Annotated in this window: 9 protein-coding genes; 5 read left to right on the forward strand and 4 right to left on the reverse strand. The window is 46.9% G+C overall.

The features are described 5' to 3' along the window. The first annotated feature begins 263 nt into the window (after window positions 1-263). The 4 genes from B5D23_RS04570 to B5D23_RS04585 are packed head-to-tail and all read left to right on the forward strand — an operon-like array spanning window position 264 to window position 16,430. The gene (locus B5D23_RS04570) at window positions 264-3,110 is read left to right on the forward strand and encodes a DEAD/DEAH box helicase (protein WP_078684228.1); all 2,847 of its coding nucleotides are present in this window, start codon (window positions 264-266) and stop codon (window positions 3,108-3,110) included. Window positions 3,111-3,118: 8 nt separating this feature from the next. Next, the gene (locus B5D23_RS04575) at window positions 3,119-7,909 is read left to right on the forward strand and encodes an Eco57I restriction-modification methylase domain-containing protein (protein ID WP_078684320.1); all 4,791 of its coding nucleotides are present in this window, start codon (window positions 3,119-3,121) and stop codon (window positions 7,907-7,909) included. 27 nt (window positions 7,910-7,936) lie between these two features. Further along, window positions 7,937-14,302, forward strand: coding sequence for a DEAD/DEAH box helicase (locus B5D23_RS04580; protein WP_078684229.1), 6,366 nt, complete (start codon window positions 7,937-7,939; stop codon window positions 14,300-14,302). Window positions 14,303-14,315: 13 nt separating this feature from the next. Beyond that, window positions 14,316-16,430, forward strand: coding sequence for a UvrD-helicase domain-containing protein (locus tag B5D23_RS04585; protein ID WP_144012538.1), 2,115 nt, complete (start codon window positions 14,316-14,318; stop codon window positions 16,428-16,430). Window positions 16,431-16,444: 14 nt separating this feature from the next. Here the strand turns inward: B5D23_RS04585 and B5D23_RS04590 are convergent, their stop codons facing one another. After that, window positions 16,445-16,726 (reverse strand): hypothetical protein, encoded by a 282-nt coding sequence (locus B5D23_RS04590; RefSeq protein ID WP_078684231.1) that lies wholly within the window; start codon window positions 16,724-16,726, stop codon window positions 16,445-16,447. Window positions 16,727-16,797: 71 nt separating this feature from the next. Between B5D23_RS04590 and B5D23_RS04595 the strand changes: the two genes are divergently transcribed. Beyond that, window positions 16,798-17,763, forward strand: coding sequence for a helix-turn-helix transcriptional regulator (locus B5D23_RS04595; protein ID WP_078684232.1), 966 nt, complete (start codon window positions 16,798-16,800; stop codon window positions 17,761-17,763). Window positions 17,764-17,854: 91 nt separating this feature from the next. Here B5D23_RS04595 and B5D23_RS04600 read toward each other — a convergent pair whose 3' ends face one another. From B5D23_RS04600 to B5D23_RS04610, 3 genes are all read right to left on the reverse strand, one after another. Next, window positions 17,855-19,429 (reverse strand): hypothetical protein, encoded by a 1,575-nt coding sequence (locus B5D23_RS04600; RefSeq protein WP_078684233.1) that lies wholly within the window; start codon window positions 19,427-19,429, stop codon window positions 17,855-17,857. 198 nt (window positions 19,430-19,627) lie between these two features. Then, window positions 19,628-20,005: a hypothetical protein gene (locus B5D23_RS04605; protein ID WP_078684234.1), complete on the reverse strand. Its 378-nt coding sequence runs from the start codon at window positions 20,003-20,005 to the stop codon at window positions 19,628-19,630. Window positions 20,006-20,132: 127 nt separating this feature from the next. Further along, on the reverse strand, window positions 20,133-20,735 hold the full coding sequence (locus tag B5D23_RS04610; RefSeq protein ID WP_078684235.1) for a YagK/YfjJ domain-containing protein: 603 nt from the start codon (window positions 20,733-20,735) through the stop codon (window positions 20,133-20,135). Window positions 20,736-20,946 lie beyond the last annotated feature (211 nt).

A 20,946-nucleotide genomic window follows, 5' to 3' on the forward strand; every position in this document is an offset into this window, starting at 1 on the left:
TTGCTTGCGATTGATTTTGAGGAAAAAACGGGATGACGTTTTTTTAATTTTTGTGCGCCCCAGTTCGCTGGGGCTTTTTTTATGCCGAAGTTTTTCCTTTTATTTTTCTGAAAACGAGATTGCTATAACAATTTTACATATGGATATGCAGATGACTGTAGTTTTTATTGGTTAGGTGTTGATTTTTTTGGTTTTTACCGAGAATATCAGGGGTCTTGGACTTGATGGATACGTATATCTAATTTTTCTAATCGGAGCCTCTCATGCTGAGTTCTGTTCCCCTTGCCCCGGGAGCGCGTGTCGTTATTCGTGATGCCGAATGGCTTATTCGAAAAGTTGAGCCTGCTGAAAATCGTGGGAAACTTATTCACGCCATCGGACTATCTGAAATAGTTCGCGACAGGGAAGCCTTATTCCTTACGAATGCAGAACAAAAAATAACTGTCTTAGACCCTGCCAAGACAGAGCTTGTTTTGGATTCCTCTCCTCACTTTTCTTCGTCTTTGCTCTACATGGAGAGCCAGCTTCGAAAAATTGTGCCTACTGACGACAGAATCTATTGTGGCGACAAAGCAGCCATGGACTCCGTTCCATATCAGCTTGATCCTACCGCTCTTGCTTTGCGCCAGCCTCGGCAGCGTCTCTTGATTGCCGATGCCGTCGGCCTTGGTAAAACTCTGGAGTGTGGCATCCTGCTGTCGGAGTTAATTCGGCGCGGGCATGGCCGCCGCATTCTTGTTGTCACTGTGAAGAGCATGTTGACTCAGTTCCAAAAGGAGCTTTGGTCCCGTTTCTCCATCCCCTTGACCCGTCTTGACTCTGCGGGGCTTCATCATGTGCGGCAAGAGATTCCAACGAATCAGAATCCTTTTCATTATTTTGATAAATCAATCATTTCTGTCGACACATTGAAACAGGATAATGAGTATCGGGTATATCTCGAAAATGCGTGGTGGGATGCGATTGTCATTGATGAGGCACACAATGTCGCAGAGCGAGGAAAAGCTCGCTCACAGCGCGCTCGTCTTGCCCGTCAGCTCGCCTCTCGTTCTGATAGCTTGATTATGCTTTCTGCAACTCCGCACGATGGCTCAGCCAAAAGCTTTGCCTCTCTGATGAACATGCTCGACCCAACGGCGATTGCCAATGAAGACGAGTATGGGCCGGAAGATATACGTGGTCTGTTTATTCGTCGTTTCAAAAAAGACATCAAAAATCAGGTGAGAGCTGAGTTCAAGGAGCGAGTGATTTCTCAGGAACAGGCAGCTGCAAGCCCGGAGGAAGAGCGAGCATTTGAATTGCTGGCATCTCTTCATCTTGCAAAGTTCGATAAGAACAAAGGAGCTGGCCAGCTTTTCCGAACGGTTCTTGAAAAGGCGCTGTTCTCTTCTCCCGCAGCATGCAGGAAAACGATTGAGAATCGGCTCAAGAAAGTGACAGAGGACCTTAGCAAAGAAGCGTGGCATGACGTAACGGCTTTGAATCAGCTGAGAGACGCTGTTTGTGAAATTACAACGCGGAAATTTACAAAATTTCAGCGGCTTGTTTCTCTGCTTCAGGACCCGGAAAGTACGCTGTTTTTTAGTGGAAAAGCAGATGACCGTCTTGTGATTTTTACCGAGCGAATCGAGACTCTTGAGTTTCTTAAAGAGCAGCTTCCCAAGGCGCTCAAGCTTAAAAAGGATCAGTTCACAACGCTTCGGGGAAATGATTCCGATACTGAACAGCAGGCTGTGGTTGAGGCCTTTGGTCAGGAACTGTCCCCATTGCGTCTGCTGATTGCAACTGATGTCGCCTCGGAAGGCATCAACCTCCATTATCTCTCCCACAAGATGGTTCATTTTGATGTCCCGTGGTCCTTGATGGTGTTTCAGCAGCGAAATGGCCGTATTGATCGCTATGGTCAGACGCAGACTCCATATATTGCCTACATGATGACAGACTCTGGTACGGAGAAAATCAAGGGTGATATGCGAATCCTTGAGTTGCTGATTCAAAAAGACGAAGAAGCAGCAAAAAATATCGGTGATCCTTCGGCTTTTCTTGGGGTGTATGACGTTGCTCAGGAAGAGTTGAAAACTGCTGAGATGATGGAGCAGGGGGATGCTGAGAGTTTTTGTTTTGAGATGGACAGAAATATTCAGGAAGAAATCGACCCGATGGAAGCCTTGATGCAGGCTTTTGAGGAAGAACAAAACAAAGGGGATGACGAAAGTGCCCCTGTGACAGCCTCAATGCCAAGCCTGTACCCAGATGATTTTTCTTTTGCCTGTGCTGCGGCTCGCCAGCTTGAGATTGGTGCCGTCATGAATCCGGAGGAGCGTTCGCTCGAAGTCCCTCTTACTCCTGATTTGAAGTACAGATTCCGAAACTATCCTCGCGAAATTATGTCTGGCCGCAAATCCTTTCTTTTGTGTGACCAGAAAGATGTCATTCAGGCAAAGATTGCCGAAAGTCGCCGGAGTGAAAGCTCGTGGCCAGATGTTCAGTATCTTTGGGAACTGGATCCTGTTGTGCGATGGCTTGCAGACAAGGTCATGAGCAGTTTTCGACGCCATGAGGCTCCCGTATTGCCCCTTCCTGGCTTAGCTCCTCGTGAGCACATTTTCATTGTTGCTGGTTCTCTTCCTAACCAAAAAGGCAATCCCGTTATCGATGACTGGTTTGGCTGCCACATCTTAGGGCGTCAGTTTAAGGGCTTTTTGTCTCTTGAGGACGTTCAGAAAAAGACAGGCATCGGTCAGCGCGATCTCGTAAACAGTTCTGTGGAGCCTGCGCTTGGGTCGCTTAATGATTTGCGGGCCACTGTTGTGCTGATGGCAAAGCGACATATGAAAGCGAAGCGAGAAGAGTTTAACTCTGCGATTGAGCCAAAGTTGCAGGATCAGTTGGCACGCCTGGAGAAGCTCGAAGGGCAGCACATGCAGCAGCTTGAGCTGAATTTGGGGCACACAGAAAAACATCGGGTTGATACCGAGCGTTTTGAGACCCGGCAGCGCGAAACTCAGAGTGTGTTTGAAGAGTACAAGACGTGGATTCGGGAAACGCTTCGTACAGAAGATGAGCCGTATATTAAGATTATCGCCGTTTTGACGGCTGATGGAGAGTAGCCGTGGCAATGGATTTGACCGGAATCAATAACGAGAATGAGTTTTATACAAACCACTACATCTCGGAAGTTTTGGAAAATGATCTCAAGGGACTCAGGCAGCAGTGGAATCAGCGTGAAAAAGAGGAGGGAGTGGAGTCTCCGGTAAAGACCTTGCGATCTGTTGCCCAAGCCTATTTTACGTTCCGCCGTGATTTGTCACGCAAGAGAACTGATGACGCGCTTGTGTCCCGAATGCGTTTTGCTCGCGAGTTTTTCTCTGCTCTGGGCTATGAACTCAATCCACAGGAAAAGGAACTGGACGGCGGGGAATTTCTGCCCGTGCTTGGCGAAGTCTGCAAGAAAAGTGGTGCGGCTGAGCTGTGGGTTGTGCAGGCGATTGATGAGTCGTGTGAAGGCATTGATCCGTTGAGTTTGCATCCACTCATGGCACAGTACGAGGAGCAGCGGCCCGCGGATGACGTCTTGGAGCAGAGTTTTGAGGAACTCTTGAACAAGGGGATTTTTAGCCGGGAAGAGCCTCCGCGTTTTGTCATTCTTTTCTCCGCCTATCAGGTCATTTTGGTTGACCGAACAAAGTGGAATCAAAAGCGCATCCTGCGTTTTCACTTGCCAGATATTTTTGACCGCCGCGACGACTCAACACTTTTTGCAATGGCTGCATTTCTTGGCCGCGAGTCACTGTGTCCTGCTTCTGGAATGGCACTTATTGATACGCTTGATGAAAATTCTCATCGCCATGCCTTTGGTGTGTCGCAGGACCTCAAGTATGCCCTGCGTGAATCCATTGAGCTTTTGGCAAATGAAGCGGTGTATTCTCTTCGGCAGCAGCATGAGGGCATTCACGAACGAAACCTTGAGAAAGATCTGTCCATTGAGTGTTTGCGCTACATGTATCGTATTCTGTTCCTCTTTTACATCGAAGCTCGTCCTGATCTTGGCTATGTTTCGTTGAAAAGCAGTGCCTACCGAACCGCGTATAGCCTTGAGTCGCTGCGTGATTTGGAAAAGATGAATTTGGAATCCGAGGAAGCGCAAAACGGAACCTATTTGCACGAAAGCCTGTCTTTGCTGTTCCGTATGATTTGGGAGGGGTATCCCTTTGGGGGCTTGGAGGAGCGGCAGGCTGCGCTGGCAGATGATGAAGCCGGTCCACATCGTGGTTTCGTGATTGCGCCGCTCAAGTCCCATCTGTTTGATCCTGCGCAGACTCCCACGCTAGAAAAAGTGAGCTTCCGAAACTGCGTCTTACAGCGCGTCATCGAATTGATGTCCCTGTCGCGTCCCAGCAGAAACCGAAGGCGCCGAGGCAGAATTTTCTACGCTCAGCTTGGTATCCACCAGCTTGGTGCTGTTTATGAAGCGCTTCTGTCATACCGTGGCTTTTTTGCAAAAACTGACCTCTATGAAGTGAAGCGGGCCAAGGAGAACCCTGACGAGCTGGAAACGGCGTATTTTGTTCCGCTTGGTGATCTGGAGAAATACTCCCGTGACGAAATCGTGATGGAAGATGGAGAGCCAAAGCGTTACCCGCAGGGAACATTTATATATCGTCTTGCTGGGCGAGATCGGGAGAAATCCGCATCATATTATACGCCACAGGTTTTGACGCAGTGTCTGGTGAAGTATGCCCTGAAAGAACTTGTGCAGGGAAAGAGTGCAGATGAATTGCTTGAGCTTCGCATTTGCGAGCCTGCAATGGGTTCTGCGGCATTCCTGAACGAAGCTGTGAACCAGCTTTCGGAGCTGTACCTTGAGCAAAAGCAGGAAGAATGCGGGGGTCGTATTTCTGTCGAGAAATACACTCGCGAGCTTCAGCGCGTCAAAATGTACATCTCGGATAACAATACCTTTGGCGTGGACCTCAACCCGGTCGCCGTGGAGCTGGCCGAAGTCAGCCTTTGGCTCAACACGATTTCGAGCGAAGGGCTTGTCCCGTGGTTTGGAAATCAGCTCATATGTGGCAACTCTCTTGTTGGTGCCCGGCGGCAGGTCTGGCCTGTGAGCTCACTTCGGCGTGGAGCAGAGAGACCGTGGAAGAATGAAGCTCCTGTGCGGGTTGAGCCGGGTGAGGAACGGAAGTCTGATCACGTATATCATTTCCTTGTGCCAGATTTGGGCATGGCGGAATACAAGGACAAAGTGATTCGCCAGCTTGCGCCGGAAGCTATTGCGAGCTTCAAAACGTGGAAGAAAGCGTTTTGCAAGCCCTTTAGTGACGAGGAAATTTTCCAGCTTATGGAGCTGTCCGACGCGGTAGACCGTTTGTGGACCGCTCACGCCAAGACGCAGGCCAAGCTTCGTGAGCAGACCAAAGATGCGATTCATGTGTGGGGGCAGGATACGGATGTTCAGACAGAACAGCTTTCCACAGTACAGCAGAAAGACCGTATTTTGCATCTTGAGCAAATGGCTGAGGGTATCCGCCACGCCTCACCGTACAAGCGCCTCAAGCTGGCAATGGACTACTGGTGTGCGTTGTGGTTCTGGCCCATTGAGGCTGCGGACCAGCTTCCGACTCGCTCCGAGTTTTTGTGCAACATGTCGGAAATCCTTTTGGGCGAGAGCTTTGTGTGCACGACCGAGAGTGACGGCACAATGTTTTTGCCGGGCTTTGGCCCTGAGCAGAGTGACGTTGAAGTGCCCTTTGACCGCAGGCTTGGCCTCGTGGACGTGGACAGGCTGTGCGAGCTGTCGCCGAACCTGTCCCTGACGCAAAAGATTGCGCGTCGGTATCGCTTCTTGCATTGGGAGCTTGAGTTTGCGGACATTTTTCAGGAGTACCACGGCTTTGATTTGGTGCTGGGGAATCCCCCGTGGCTCAAGGTCGAGTGGAATGAAGGCGGCATCATGGGTGACCATGAACCGGAATTTGTTTTGCGTAAGTTTAGCGCACCTCGCCGGGCCGCTCTTCGAGAGGAGACGCTTGAACGCTATAGCCTGACGCATGACTATTTCACTGAATATGTTGATGCTACTGCAAGCCAAAATTTCCTGAATGCAATGCAGAATTATCCGGCATTAAAAAAGATTCAGACGAATTTATATAAGTGCTTTTTGCCGCAGTCATGGATGATAGCCCGGAAAGATGGCGTTGCTGGATTTTTACACCCTGAGGGTATCTATGATGATCCAAAGGGCGGGGCTTTCCGGCGAGAAGTCTATCCGAGGTTAAGGCATCATTTTCAATTTGTGAATGAGTTGAAACTTTTTAAAGAAGTTCATGATGAGAAAAATTATAGTATAAATATTTACTGTACTGGGAAAATGGAGAGGAGTGGAGTAAAATTTTTAAGTGGCGTGAACTTCTATCATCCTAAGACTATTTATGATTCTTTTGCTCATAATGGGGAGGGTCCTGTCCCCGGCATCAAAAATACTCAGAATTCGTGGAATGTCGAAGGGCATAAAGATCGAATCCTTGAAATTACAGATGAAGAGTTAGCGCTTTTTGCTTCGCTGTATGATGCGAAGGGAACTCCTCCTCGAGAGGCTCGTTTGCCAGCACTTCATGCGCAGGAGTTGATTGGTGTTCTGCGAAAGTTTGCCGTTCAGCCTCAGCGTCTTGGAGATTTGAAGGGCGATTATGTTTCCCTCGAAATGTGGCATGAAACGAATGCCCAGAAAGATGGGACAATGCAACGGAAGACGTGTTTTCCCTGTGAAGCCTCGCAGTTGATTCTGTCTGGCCCGCATTTTTTTGTGGGGAATCCGCTCTACAAGACTCCGCGGGCTGTGTGTTCCCAGAATTCACACTACGACATTCTTGATCTCACAAGCCTGCCAGACGATTACCTGCCCCGTACGAACTACGTCCCGGCCTGTGATGCCCAGACATATCTTGAGCGCACCCCGTGTGTCCCGTGGGGCGAGCACAAGCCTGTGACTGAGTATTATCGATTTGTGAATCGAGAGATGCTTTCGCAGAGTGGTGAGCGGACACTACTGGGGACCATTTTGCCTCGAGGGGCCGGGCATATAAATACCTGTATTGCCACTGTTTTTAAAATTCATCGACAATGTGTCGATTTCTTAGCCGCCGCAATTTCTCTTCCTGTTGATTTTCGAGTCAAAACAACAGGAATGGGGCATGCCAATACAACACTGATTGCCCAATTGCCTGTTTGGGATGTCCCTGCAGCTCGTTATCGCGCCCTTTCCCTCACATGCCTGACCGCTGCTTATGCGGATTTATGGGCTGAGTGCTATGAACCTGAGATGCGTCACGACCAGTGGACCAAGCCAGACAGTCGCCTTTCTCCGACCTTTTTCTCGCAGCTTGGACCGACGTGGAATCGAAATGTGGCCTTACGAAGTGATTATGCCCGGCGGCAGGCACTCGTCGAGATCGATGTGCTTGTGGCGCAGGCCCTTGGGCTTACGCTGGATGAACTCAAGACCATATACCGTGTTCAGTTCCCGGTCATGCGGCAGTATGAGGCTGATACATGGTACGACGCGCGTGGTCGTATTGTGTTTACCGCGTCCAAGGGACTGACGGGTGTTGGTTTGCCCCGCAAGGCAAAGAAGAAGGAGCTGAACTTTACACTGGAGACACCTGAGGGGGTGCAGGAAAATATCGCCCTTGGCTGGGAAGACGTGAAGGGACTCAGGAAGGGAATTATTCGCGAGACTCGTGAGGATGACACTCTGCCGGGTGGCCCTGTGAGCCGTGTCGTGGAATACGTTGCGCCTTTTGTGCGCTGCAATAGAGAGATCGATTATCAGACTGCATGGAACGCCTTTGAAGAACGCGAAGCAGTTGGCGAACAGATCTCAGAACAGGTTTCCACGTACTAAACAGTTATCACGGGAGAGAGGGAAAACATGCTTCCAGCAGTCGTCGCGCACGAGATTCGACATGGTCTTGATGATTTTTTGAAAACAAGCTTTCAGTTGTCATCACCGTATTTTGCAGGGCTTCTTGATGAATTTATCGAAAACGGGACGCCGTTTCGTGGCCCATATGTTTCTCTTGGTTTACCTTTTCTGGAGGGAGAGCACGGGAGAGATGTCTTCCCGGAACTCAAGCTTCGGTTTCCGCCATACAAGCATCAGGAAAAGGCTTTTGCCCGGCTGAGTGGGGAAGAGCCGGAATCAACGCTCATTGCAACCGGCACGGGATCGGGTAAAACCGAGTGTTTCCTGTACCCCATACTTGAGCATTGTCGTAAAAATGCAGGTCATCCCGGCGTGAAGGCTATTTTGATCTATCCCATGAATGCACTGGCAACCGATCAGGCTGGACGTATTGCCCGGATGATTTCCGGGACACCAGCCCTCGTGGGGCAGGTTCGTGCTGGTCTCTATGTTGGGCAACAGGAAGAGAATCCCGCAAAAACCATGGGCGAAGATCATGTCATTACGGATAAGGCAACATTACGCCAGAATCCTCCTGATATCCTGCTTACCAACTACAAGATGCTCGACTACCTGCTCGTGCGGCATCAGGACCGCCCTTTGTGGGAGCATAATGGTCCTGAGACGCTTCGCTATCTGGTGGTTGATGAGCTGCATACCTTTGATGGTGCGCAGGGAACAGACCTCGCATGTCTGATTCGGCGGCTCAAAGCCCGGCTCGCAACACCAGAGCATGGGCTGTGCTGTATTGGAACCTCGGCAACTCTTGGGACGGGAAGCGCAGAACCCTTGCTTTCATATGCACAGGATATTTTTGGCGAAGCTTTTGAGCGATCAGCAGTGATTGAGGAAGAGCGCGTCAGTGCTGCGGAGTTCTTGGGCGGGGGACTCATTGAATATGCGATGCATCCCGCACTGGAGAAAAAAGACGAGCTGAATCCTGAGCACTTTCATTCTCCCCTTGAGTATATTGCCGCACAGGTAGAACTGTGGTTTGGACTGGAGCCGTCCGGAGATGAAATTCAGAGTGATGCCTTTCGTGTTGAGCTTGGGAGTCTCCTGAAAAAGCATTTGTTTTTCCAGAATCTTGTGCGTGGCCTTGGTGGGGAAATTCGGGATGTGGAGGAACTCAGAGAACTTGTTCTCTCTTTTGCCCATACCTTGCGAAAAGCTCCCGGTGACTATGTTGAAGATATCCTGCTGAGCTTGTTGTCCTTGGTGAGTCATGCTCGAAGGGAAGTGACGCCCCTCGGAGAAAAGAGCGAAACGCTTGTCATGCCGCTTATGAATGTTCGTGTGCAGATGTGGTTGCGCGAGATGGCCAATATGGTCGTAAGTGTGAAGCGGCGCGATGAGATGCTCAAATCGCAACCGACGTTGCGCTTTGCTGCGGACCTGCCAGAACAGAGTGAGATGCGTTACTTGCCGCTTGTCTACTGCCGAGAATGCGGCGCCGCGGGATGGATAGCCCTGACGGATTTGCAGAACAAGCAGTATCATACTGGGCTTAAACCGTTATATAAGGCCTTTTTTCGTCCCGGTAAGCTGGGCAAAGAGTACCGGATGTTTTTCCCGGACTTTGCCGAAAGCAAGGAAGATGCAGAGGCGACCCACAAGGCTCTGCCTCATGTGGACGGTTCAATTTTGTATATGTGTGGAGACTGCCGAGCACTTGGACTATCAACAAGTGAGGGCTGTTGCTCCTCCTGCCACTCAAGCAACGTTATTCGGGTTTTTGTTCCTCATGAGTCTTCCAAAGAGTGCCCGATATGCCGGGCCAAGAATAGTATGCTGCTTATGGGAAGCCGTGCAGCAACGCTGACCAGTGCGTTGATTTCCATGCTTTATGGCTCGCATTATAACGACGACAAGAAGCTCATCACTTTTTCGGACAACGTGCAGGATGCCGCGCACCGTGCGGGATTTTTTGGGGCACGAACCTATGGCGTAACGCTTCGGACGGCCATACAGCAGTGTCTCCAGTCCCTGGGGAGCACTCCGAATTTGGCAGAGTTCCCTCAACTTTTCACTGAGTATTGGGAAAAGCGGCTTGGGCGGAATGTTCAGCGCTTTGTGGCGAATTTTATACATCCGAGCATGGAGTGGCGTTACGACTATGACCGGCTGATGAAGCAGGGACATCTCGCAAAGGGTTCAGAACTGTTGAATTTTGTTGAGAAGCGGCTGAGCTGGGAGATTTGGTCAGAGTTCACTATGAGTTCTCGCATTGGGCGAACTCTGGAAAAAACACAGGCTTCTGTTCCCATGCTGCGGCCCGAGGCAGTGGACGGGGTTCTGCCTGCGTTAACCCTTCGCTTGCAAAACGAAGTCGAGCGGCTGCGGGATGTTCATTCGGAAGATGTACGGCGTTTCCTTTTGGGGCTGGCATCGCATATGCGGCATAATGGTTCCGTTTTTCGAGATACCAGAGGCTTTGACAGCTACATTGAGTCTCGCGGTGATGAAAAACGAATTTCAGGGTTTATATATCCGTGGATGCCATACCTGAGCACGCGAAATAAGCTGCCAAAGTTGCTGACTTCGTACGCTGGAGCGAGGAATTTTGAGCAGGTGGTGAGCCTTGGGAAAAGCTCGTGGTGTATTGACTGGGCACTAAAAGCGTTTCCAGACCTTTTGGGACTTGGGAATAGCCTGATTGGGACCCTGTATGATGTCTGCTTTGAGGAACTGGAAAAAGCCGGGATTGTGATTCGACGTGAGCTTCCGGTAGCGGGTTCAAAACCACGTGTCTGGATGCTCAATCCTCAGGAAATTCTCCTGACAACACGGCCTGTACGCATAAAATGCTCGCATTGTGGAAGCGAGCTGACTGTGCCTGCCGGAGTGCAGGAGTCGTGGAATGGGGCACCATGCCAGCGATATGGATGCAAAGGGCAGTATGCTGTCTCGAAGACGTGTTCTGAGGACTATTTCGGTCGGCTGTATTGCGAGGGAGACCTGCAACGCTTGTATACGGCTGAGCATACGGGGCTTTTGACCCGTGATGAGCGTGAAAGCATTGAGACAGCTTTTCGCGCAGGGAATGACGTTCAGCCTGATGCTCCTAATCTGCTTTCCTGCACGCCAACCCTTGAGATGGGTATTGATATTGGCAATCTTTCAAGCACGATTCAATGCTCTGTTCCGCCGTCTCAGGCGAGCTACTTGCAGCGAGTTGGACGTGCTGGGCGTAAGGATGGGAATGCTCTCAACTTGACCATCGCAGGTGCCAAGGCACACGATTTGTACTTTTTTGAGCAGCCGCAGTTGATGATGTGTGGTGATGTTCAGACTCCGGGCGTTTTTCTGAATGCTTCCGCAGTCCTTGAACGGCAGCTGACAGCGTTTTGCCTTGATCGATGGGTGCTTACTGGCATCACAGAGAAAGATATTCCTGCAAAGCTTGTGTCTGCGCTTACTGCTTATGAGAAGCGGAATGAGTTGGCTTTTCCGTACAACTTTTTGCGCTATGTCGAGAACAATGCCACGGAACTCTATGCTGATTTTGTCGCGTTGTTTGAAGGGCAGTTGACATCTGATTCTGAAGACTACTTGAAGCATTTCATCCTTGGGACGCTTGAAGACATTGATGAAGGGAGCGTGCAGTCCTCTTTGGGGTTCAGAATACTTGAAGGACTGGGGCGGGTTTATAAGGAGCGAAACTCGCTGCGAGACAGGGCTTCCCGTACATCACAAATGCTCAAGCGGATTGAGAAGAATCCGGCAAAGGGCGAGAAGACAGATGTCCGCATGGATGAATTGAAGCAGGAAATTACTGCACTCAGAAAGCTTGCCTCACAGATTGGGCAGAAGAATGTCTTTAATTTCCTGACGGATGAAGGCTTGATTCCAAACTACGCGTTTCCTGAGCAGGGCGTAACGCTTCACTCCATTGTTTATCGGAAAAAGGAACAGGCGAATAAGGACGGAGATTCTCAAAAAGAGTTTGATGTCAGTAGCTTCGAGTATGAGCGTGCTGCGCAGAGCGCGATTACCGAATTTGCCCTTGGCAATAAGTTTTATGCAGGGAAGCGGCAGGTCGTGATTGATCAGGTCGATATTGGTACGTCCAAGCTGGAGGCTTGGCGGCTTTGTCCTGAGTGCTCATACACAGAGCGAGTGACATCAGAAAAAACAGGGCCATGCCCGCGCTGTGGCTGCGAACTTTTTGCAGATTCCGGGCAGCGTCGAGATATGCTGAAAATGTCTCAGGTTTTTGCGACAACAGCAGAACGGAAGAGTCGTGTTGTTGATGACTCTGAATCCCGGACGCCTAATTTTTATGTGCGTCAACTTTTAGTTGATTATGATCCTGCGGATGTGAGTGCAGCTTGGAAAATTGATTCTTCGGAAACGGCATTTGGGTATGCCTTTTTGTCGCGAGCAAATTTCCGTGAAATCAATTTTGGGGAATACGCAGATGAAGAGGACGGGCTGTTCGTCGCCGGAGACGATAAGCCAAAGCAGGGGTTCAGAATCTGTGAGCAGTGTGGGCGCCTGCTTGAAAAAAAAGAAAAGCGGGAACTCCATGCCTGGGGATGCCCTGCTCGTGATTCTAAAAATAAAGAAAAGGTCCTCGACTGCGTGTACCTCTACCGGGATTTTCAGTCTGAGGCGATTAAGGTCCTTTTGCCGTTTACCGGAGCAGAGCATTCCTCGGTCGATATGGAATCTTTTATCGCGGCGTTTAACCTTGGACTTAAACTTCATTTTGGCGGGCAAATTAGCCATTTGAAAAGCACTTTGCACACGGAACCTGATGAGCAGGAAGGCAAGCTGAGAAAGCATTATCTGGTTATTTATGATTCTGTTCCTGGAGGGACTGGTTACCTGAAAGAAATAGTTCAGGATAAGCTGATTATTGAAATTCTCGAAAAAGCTTTGCGGCATATGCAACAGTGTCCGTGTAGTGAAAAGCCAGAGCGTGACGGCTGCTATCGCTGCTTGCTGGCGTACGGAAATAGTTCGCAGATGCGATCGATTTCTAAGACAAGCGCCATGCGTGTTTTGTCTGGAATTTTGAAGCACCAAGACGCTCTGGTTGAAACCTCAGAGTTACGTTCGGTTTCGCTTGGAGCACTTTTTGAGTCTCAGCTTGAACTTCGTTTTATCGAGGCACTTCGGCGACAGAATAGTCCAGAAAGAAAGGTTGTTCTTCAGCGGCAGGTCATCCACGGGCGCGAAGGCTTTTTCCTCGAGTTTGGCGAGACGTGCTGGAACATTGAGCAACAGGTTGAGCTTGGTGACACGGAGGGCGTTAGCGTCCCGTGTCGTGCTGACTTTGTATTGAGCCTTGCGAGGAGTGACGGCCGGGCGAAGCCTCTTGTGGTTTTTACAGATGGATTCCGCTGGCACAAGGAGCGGCTTGGAGTGGATATGCAGCAGCGTATGGCCTTGCTGCGTAGCGGTGCATACCATGTTTGGTCGTTGAGTTACGACGATGTGGAGCACGTTTTTGGGGGCAAGGTTCGAAATGCTCCAGACTATGTCCATCTCTCAGGGGGCTTGGGATGGAAGACTGACATGTGGAGCTCTTATGAGCCGAAGCTTTCGAACGATGATCTTCTTGATGAGAAGTCCAGCTTCAAAATGTTGTGTGAGATCCTAGAGCACCCTGATGATGCGCGATGGAAGGTGCTGGCAGAAAAATATATTCAGTGTTCAATGACAACGCCGAAGGTTGATTCTCTCGCTGCGGATGTGTGTCAATTTTTCCCCACGAATTTAATGGATTGTGCAGTGCTAGGCGGGGCGAAATTTGCGGGGCATTTTTCAGCGGATGGTATTGAAGTCGTTAGCTCATGGCGAAGGGGAGAGAGTACAGAAAATGCGATAAATGATTTTTCTGTCGCGCTGTATTTGGACGATAAGCCAGAACTCCGGGAATCTCAGCCTTTCCACTCTGCGTGGCAAGGCTATTTGCGTGCGGCTAATGTGTTTCAGTTTTGCACTCGATCGGCGATGGTTGTTCAGTCGGGGCTTATGGATGGCTTGTTTGATGACTTTGCAGAATTAACACCTGAGCCTCGTTCTGGCGATTTGAGTGAAGAACTTGGGTGGAAAGAGGTTTTTGAGCTTATTGACGATGCATATGAGCCTCTTGCTCGCGATGTGCAATCTCAAGGCTGTAGAGCGCCAGAGGTTGGGATAGAGCTGGTGGATAATGAATGTGTCATTGGTGAAATAGAGTTGGCATGGCCAGATCAAAAAGTTGGTGTGCTGTCTCAAGAGTATGCTGGAGTTCTTTCTCGTGGCGAAACTCTTGGGTGGAAACTTGTTGTGGCAGATGATCGGGATAAGTGCTTGAAATTTATTGAACGTGAGGTTGGGTAACGAGATGACTGTTATGAATCAGGATGTTCAAGTGGCTATTGCTGATAATTTTATTGAGAGTTGCTCAAAGCTCCCTGTGGATTCTCGGGAAAAGGCGTTTCGTTTTTTGCTGAAGTTTAAAAGGAATCCCTTGGGGCAGGGGGCAAATCTCGAAAAGCTTACGATGTGCCGCGACAAGAACCTCTATTCTGCACGAATTGACAAAGCGAGCCGTGCAATTTTGAAAAAATCTGAGTCAGGTTCTGTTCTTTTGTTGCTTTGGGCAGACACCCATGATGAGGCATACCGCTGGGCACAGAATAGAGTGTGTGAAATTAACCCTGAGACAGGTGCCATTCAGCTGTATACCGTTGATGAGCAGACCATAGCAAATGAGAGGGCTCCAGAGGAGACCCAAACGGGGCTTTTTGCAAATGTTCGGGACAGACATTTGCTCAAGCTTGGAGTTCCTAAGGCGCTGCTTCCCAAGATCCATAGAATGCAGCAAAAAATTGACTTGATTGAAGCTGAAGATGAGGTTCCGCGTGACTGCTTTGAAGCGCTGACTTTTTTGGCAGACGGGGAGCCATTGGAAGATGTGCTTCTTTTGGTTGATGAACTGCGTGGTGAACAGGAACGTGTTGATACCAGTGATTTTGAAAAGGCACTGATAAACCCGTATTCTCAGCAGAAATTTTATGTTGGCCCTTCTGAAAAAGAACTCAAAGCAGCTTTGGATGCTCCGTTAGAGAAATGGCGAGTTTTCTTGCACCCATCGCAGAGAAAAATAGTTCAGCGAGATTGGAATGGGCCTGTCCGTCTTCTTGGAGGCGCAGGGACGGGGAAGACAGTTGTTGCCTTGCACAGAGCGAAGTGGCTTGCTGAGAATCGATGTACAGCAGATCAGAAAATACTCGTTACGACGTTTACTAAAAATTTGGCGACAGACATCGCGAATAATCTTGCGGCTATTTGTCTTGATGGACAGATGGCGCATGTTGAAGTCGTGAATCTTGATCGATGGGTCAACGAGTTCCTGCAAAGGAATAATTACAGGTTCACCATTGATTATGGAAAGCAGGCAGATGAGCTGTGGCGAAAAGCTTTTGAATCACGGTCTGACAGTCTTGACTCCAAGTTTGATGAAAAATTCTTTAGGGAAGAATGGGCGAACATTATTCAACCCGAGGAAGTATTGACTCTTAAAGAGTACTTCAAAGTCTCTCGAACAGGCCGAGGTATTCGCATGGGGCGAAAAGAGCGAAAACTCGTCTGGCCTGTTTTTGAAGAGTATCGAGTTTTGCAAAATGAGCGTGGAATACGGGAGCCTGCCGATGCAATGCGAGATGCGTGTGGCCTATTACAACACATGGGGAAAAAGCCGTTTAATCACGTCATTGTCGACGAAGCTCAAGACATGAGTTCTCAGGCTTTTAAGCTTCTGAGAACAATGGTCGATGAACATCCGAATGATATATTTATTACGGGTGATGCGCATCAGCGTATTTATGGGCGACCTGTTGTCCTAGGACGATGTGGAATTGAAGTGCGCGGGCGGTCTAAAAAGTTAAAAATTAATTATCGCACAACGGATGAAATAAAAACTTGGGCAATTTCTGTGCTTCAAGGTGTTTCTGTGGATGATCTTGATGGAGGAGAGGATAGGTTCGAACAGTATACATCTTTGTTGCATGGTGAAAATCCCTGTATCCGACGTTTTGAAAATGTAGAGAAAGAAGTTGAAGGGGTTGTTGAGCTTATTTCTGCTTTGAAAGCAAATGGATTAGCACAAGAATCTTTATGTGTTGTCGCTCGAACAAACTCCGTTGTAGATTCTTATGGAACGATGCTGAATGAAAGAGGGGTTCCAACGTATAGGATACTTGGCACCGCAATCGATGAAAGGAAAAAACAAGGGGTCAGACTTGCTACAATGCATCGAGTTAAGGGATTGGAATTTGATGCAATGATTATTGCAGGAGCAAATGCGGATATGATCCCTAATGCGGCGTTAACAACGGATGATCCTATGGTGAAAGTTTCTATTTTGAATAAAGAGCGGGCCTTGCTCCATGTTGCTGCAACTCGTGCCAAAAAATATGTTTTTGTCACAGGGTATGGGGAGCAAAGCCCTTTTCTTGAAATGTAAGTTATAGAAGAGGGCTAGTTCTTAAGCATTTTGGGGAGCCGGTACAGAAAGCGGGGGCCAGGTTCAAATTTACCATGGACAAAAAAGCTGCTGACTTCGCAGACTGCGCGGGTAAACTTCTCAAACTCTTTTCCTTCGACAACCATAACGGTGAGATCTTGGATGCTTTTTTCTTCGAAGTGTTTAAAGCTCAGATTTTTATAAAAACAATAGTATCCATCGCTGTAAACCAAGTACTGGTAACCTTGCTGCATGCACAGTTTGCGAACGTGTATAGTTTCTTCTGAATAATCCATTATGTACTCCTTTTGCGTTTGAAAAAGAGAGTACAAGGGCAACTTCCGGATTTTCCGGACAAGGCAAAACAATGAGTAAAAAAAGTACACGAGTTGAAAAAGTTTTCAATATTTTAGAGTACTTATCGTTTATAGGGGGGAGCGCTTTATGCTCAGATATGACTAGGGAACTTGGAATTAGTAAAAGTACGCTGAATGAAATTTTGAATTTTTTAAAAGATCAAGGTTATGTGAATATTGAAAAAGATAAGGGGGTAAATAAGTATCGATTAGAAAAAAGAGTGGTGTGGCAGGACAGGATTCTTGATCCCGATGAAGTCCAAGCTGTCCAGTTCTGTACTGATATGTGTTCGGAGCTGCTGTTCGGAGGGAGACAAGAAAAAGCTTGGAAAGGGCTTCGAAAGTATTATCAAAATATGTCCCGAGATTCTGAGCATGTTGTGGGTTCGAAAATGCGGCACTCCTTTAAAGGAAGGGTTGATTATTCAGATAAGTCTAAAATTTTAGATGTGCTGTTTGATTCTCTCTCTTTGCAAAGATGGGTGCATATTGATTACAAAAAAATAAATAGTGATCGTGCTGTTGGATATAAAATTATGCCAGTGGATATAATTGTTCAAAACAATGCACTGTACCTAGACGCTGTATATGATGATCCCCGTTCACCTGAGCGCAAGAGAAGAAGTTTTGCTGTTTGTAGAATATGCAATGCTGAACTTTGTAAGGATCGCTTTAAGAATGGGGTTGAGCCAGAAAGAAAGTGTCTTTATGGCTTGAACTATGGCCCGGCGATTGATGTAAAAGTACGATACGATAGGTTTGTTAAAATTTATGTTGAAGAGCGAGTGTGGGGAGAGAATATGTTATATGAGAAAGAACAGGATGGTTCGTTTACATTAAGTTTTAAGACAGCGAGTAAGCTTGAATTAGAATCTTGGGTGCTTTCATTCGGGGAACATATGGAGTGTTTGGAGCCTTTGGAGTGTCGAGAGCATATTAAGAAAAGGATGGGGGCTGCGTTGAATAAATACACCTAGCATCCATAAATTGAGGATGCTAGGTGCTGAAGTCAAGGAGCATAGGATACGTATTTAAATGTCACTTTTGTATTAGGTCTTTTTTTGAAGTCTATCGAATTGCAAATGCAAATTTGCTTTTGTTCTTATCAAATACATAGATAGCGGTTAATGGAATTCCTGTAACGAATACACCTGTAAGGACATCTGTGGTGTTTTTATTGAATTTATTTAATAAAGGGACACCGGCTAAGCCTGATGAGAGAGCTCTGTTAATATAAATACCTAAGACTGATGAAGCCGTTCCAATCATTATTGTTTTGATTCCTTCGTAGCTGTCAACTTTTTTATCCATAAGAACTTTTACACATCGAACGGTTGATAAAGTTGATTCTCGAATTAAAGAAATGATAAAGGCAGGTGTTTTTAAAAGCATCGAGGTTAAAATTTGAGGTATGACACTGAGAGCTCCTGCAACTCCACTTTCAACACCAAGCTTTTTAGCTCGTTCGATAATATTGTGTTCGTTAAAGCGGTTTGCTAATTTATCTTTGATCGTGACAGACCGTTCGCAGATGTTTTGTTTAAAATCTCGATTGAAGATATTTCCATCATGAGCAATGTTCTTTAGTTCATCGACAAAAATATCGATTGTTTCATAAACGATTAGGCCAACGACTTGCTGAACAGCAAGTTTTGCACCTGATTCAACTGCGGTCGAACCAATAGTCGCTACTGCTTGAAGGGTTTGCTTTTGGGAAGCTCCTTTGGCTTTAGAATAGGCTTCTTTGGCATCTTCTTTTTTTACAGATCGAGTTTTTCCATTAATTTCGATGTTGACAATGTCTGGGTCAAGCTCATCTTCCACGCCTCTTTCATCTAAGAATTCCATTAAATCTTTTGAGCCTTTTGCTCTATTCAATGAAGAATCTGCAAAAACAAGATTGTCAGTGTCATTTATACAATCTTTTATTTCTTCATTGGTTGTTGCTGCTCTTAGCAGGACACTGTCATAGGTCGACTTTGCAGAAATCACATGCTCAATATCTGAATCAAAAGGGTCTAATAGGTTGGAACTATTATACCCATCATCCAGATACATCATGCTGTCTTTCGCATCTTGTCTTTCTTGCTGCATTTTATGAAAATTTTCGTGAGATCTTACATTGTGAGCAGAATTAAAATCTTGATATGAATCTGACAAGTTGTCGAAGCGAGCCTCAAGTTTATTATCCAGCCCATTGACGATAGGGCCGAGGCAGAAGGATGAAATTGCCCGCTGTAATGCTTCTTTTTTACATTTCTCAAAGATATCACTCATGTCTGAAGCTGGCTGAGGAAGTGTGTCTTTGATTTCATCAATCATTTGTTGTGTGTCTTTATCGACATCGAATTTATTGTTGAAACTACTGACTATTTTGTCTGTTCCTCTTTCGAATAATTCTATGCTGTTGTCTTTGTAGAAATTAATATCTTTGAATTTTTCTACTTCAAGGTTGCCAATAGACTCCGAAACTGAATCTATCTTTTTTTGCGTTTTTTCACGTACGTTGCCCACGAGAGACTGGCTATGATTCTTTAGAGAAGTCAAATGTGAGGCCGTTTCCTTGTCTGTGTCTTCTTCGGTCTGTTTTGATCGTAACTTAGGTGTCTTGATAGATTTGATTTTGTTTTTGAATGAGAGCATTTATTTCTCCTGTGGGTGTCTAGTTGCTTTTCAGGGGAAGAACTTAAATGTTAATCGGTAAATTTGTGAAGTACTACTTAAAATGAGTATATTCAATAGGCTTTCAGGTGTTACTCGGGGTGGATGTGAACGGAATCTTTTTGAGATTTTGCATGGTTTGAATTGTTGGGGAGAGGCTTTCACCTCTCCCTTTTTAGTTTAATCAGCGATTGTGAAATTCCAGCACCGGAAATTGTATCCAGGCATGAGGCGAATCAACGTCTTAACCTGATTGAGTTCAAAACCTTCTTTCCTCAGCATGGACTGGTAGTCCAAGAACGCTTTGATTCCTCCCTCACCCAAGACCGAAAAGCTCTTGAGGCCAAAGTCTGATTCAAGAAGGAATTCATAGCTCAGCGCATATCCATTTTCAGCCTGAGTCGTCGTAATGGGAAGCTCCTTCGTTTCAACAACTCTCCCGTTTTCAAAACGAAGTTCTTTAACGTGAATAAGGCTCATGACACCCTCAAGGGAAGAACCAAGGCAGTTTGAACCATTCCAAAACTCATCTTTCTTTGCAAAAAGTCGAATACCCACGATAATCTCCTAAAGTAAAAGGAAAGGCCCTTAAGGTTGAATCCCTAGGGCCTTGTGATGTGTGAGAAATGATCCCGTATCTTTTCTCTTATACTGTGAGTTCTCTCGTATATTTTTTTATTGTTCCTCATGACCGTCTTCTTGATGTGCCAAACTCTCTGATCCTTCGAGGTGCGTTTCCTTTGGTGTTTTCTTTTGCCAAGTAACTTAATCTATAGAATACATCTCTTTTAACTTCTTCGTAGTCCTTTGCTCCTCGCCTTAGCATATACGAGCATGAACCCTTTTTACCTGTTCGCCATTTGTTGCAGTAGGATATGAGTCCTTTCGCTGAGTCTAAACCTAATGCTCGTGCCCAAAGCTCTTCAGCTTTGTTGAAAACTTTATATGGAGACTGGATAAGGTTCCCATTCAATATTAGTGCAACATGGTAGTGCTGGTGTTTTTCCCGAGACTGCTCTCTAACCCAAATGTATTTCGGATCGAGTCCCTTGCGTGACAAGTTTTTTGTCAAGTGAGCGATGAATTGAGGCATGTGCCTATCTTTGGAGTTGAGAAAGTAATTTTGTGGATATCGAACATCCATTCTCATGATGAAGACTTTACCGTGGCGCTCTTCATACTCTTCAAGGAGAGACAACATTCTTTCCAAGATATCTGATCTACACGCTTGGTCTTTATCTCGACTACCCAGTATCCTGTATTCTTTGAATTCTTCAAAGCATCTCATGGATTTCTCCTTTGTTTATGAGGTGAATTGTTTCTTAGATGATTATCTGATGAATGATATTATTTAATTGGACTATGCTGATGTAGAGTTGAAAATTCTTGTGAGACTATATGAGTAATCTAAAGAAGATAGATTAGATATTATAATTTACCTACAGAGAGGGGATGGAAAAAGATGGAGAGATTGTTAGGTGTGAAATGGTGCTTTATGC

This window comes from Desulfobaculum bizertense DSM 18034 (assembly GCF_900167065.1).
Taxonomy (GTDB): Bacteria; Desulfobacterota; Desulfovibrionia; order Desulfovibrionales; family Desulfovibrionaceae; genus Desulfobaculum; species Desulfobaculum bizertense.

What these genes read in the sequence shown, in the direction of transcription:
- B5D23_RS04570 (WP_078684228.1), top strand. Translation starts at nt 264, where the DNA reads ATGCTGAGTTCTGTTCCCCTTGCCCCGGGAGCGCGTGTCGTTATTCGT.
- B5D23_RS04585 (WP_144012538.1), top strand. Translation starts at nt 14,316, where the DNA reads ATGAATCAGGATGTTCAAGTGGCTATTGCTGATAATTTTATTGAGAGT.
- B5D23_RS04590 (WP_078684231.1), bottom strand. Translation starts at nt 16,726, where the DNA reads ATGGATTATTCAGAAGAAACTATACACGTTCGCAAACTGTGCATGCAG.
- B5D23_RS04580 (WP_078684229.1), top strand. Translation starts at nt 7,937, where the DNA reads ATGCTTCCAGCAGTCGTCGCGCACGAGATTCGACATGGTCTTGATGAT.
- B5D23_RS04610 (WP_078684235.1), bottom strand. Translation starts at nt 20,735, where the DNA reads ATGAGATGCTTTGAAGAATTCAAAGAATACAGGATACTGGGTAGTCGA.
- B5D23_RS04575 (WP_078684320.1), top strand. Translation starts at nt 3,119, where the DNA reads ATGGATTTGACCGGAATCAATAACGAGAATGAGTTTTATACAAACCAC.
- B5D23_RS04595 (WP_078684232.1), top strand. Translation starts at nt 16,798, where the DNA reads ATGAGTAAAAAAAGTACACGAGTTGAAAAAGTTTTCAATATTTTAGAG.
- B5D23_RS04600 (WP_078684233.1), bottom strand. Translation starts at nt 19,429, where the DNA reads ATGCTCTCATTCAAAAACAAAATCAAATCTATCAAGACACCTAAGTTA.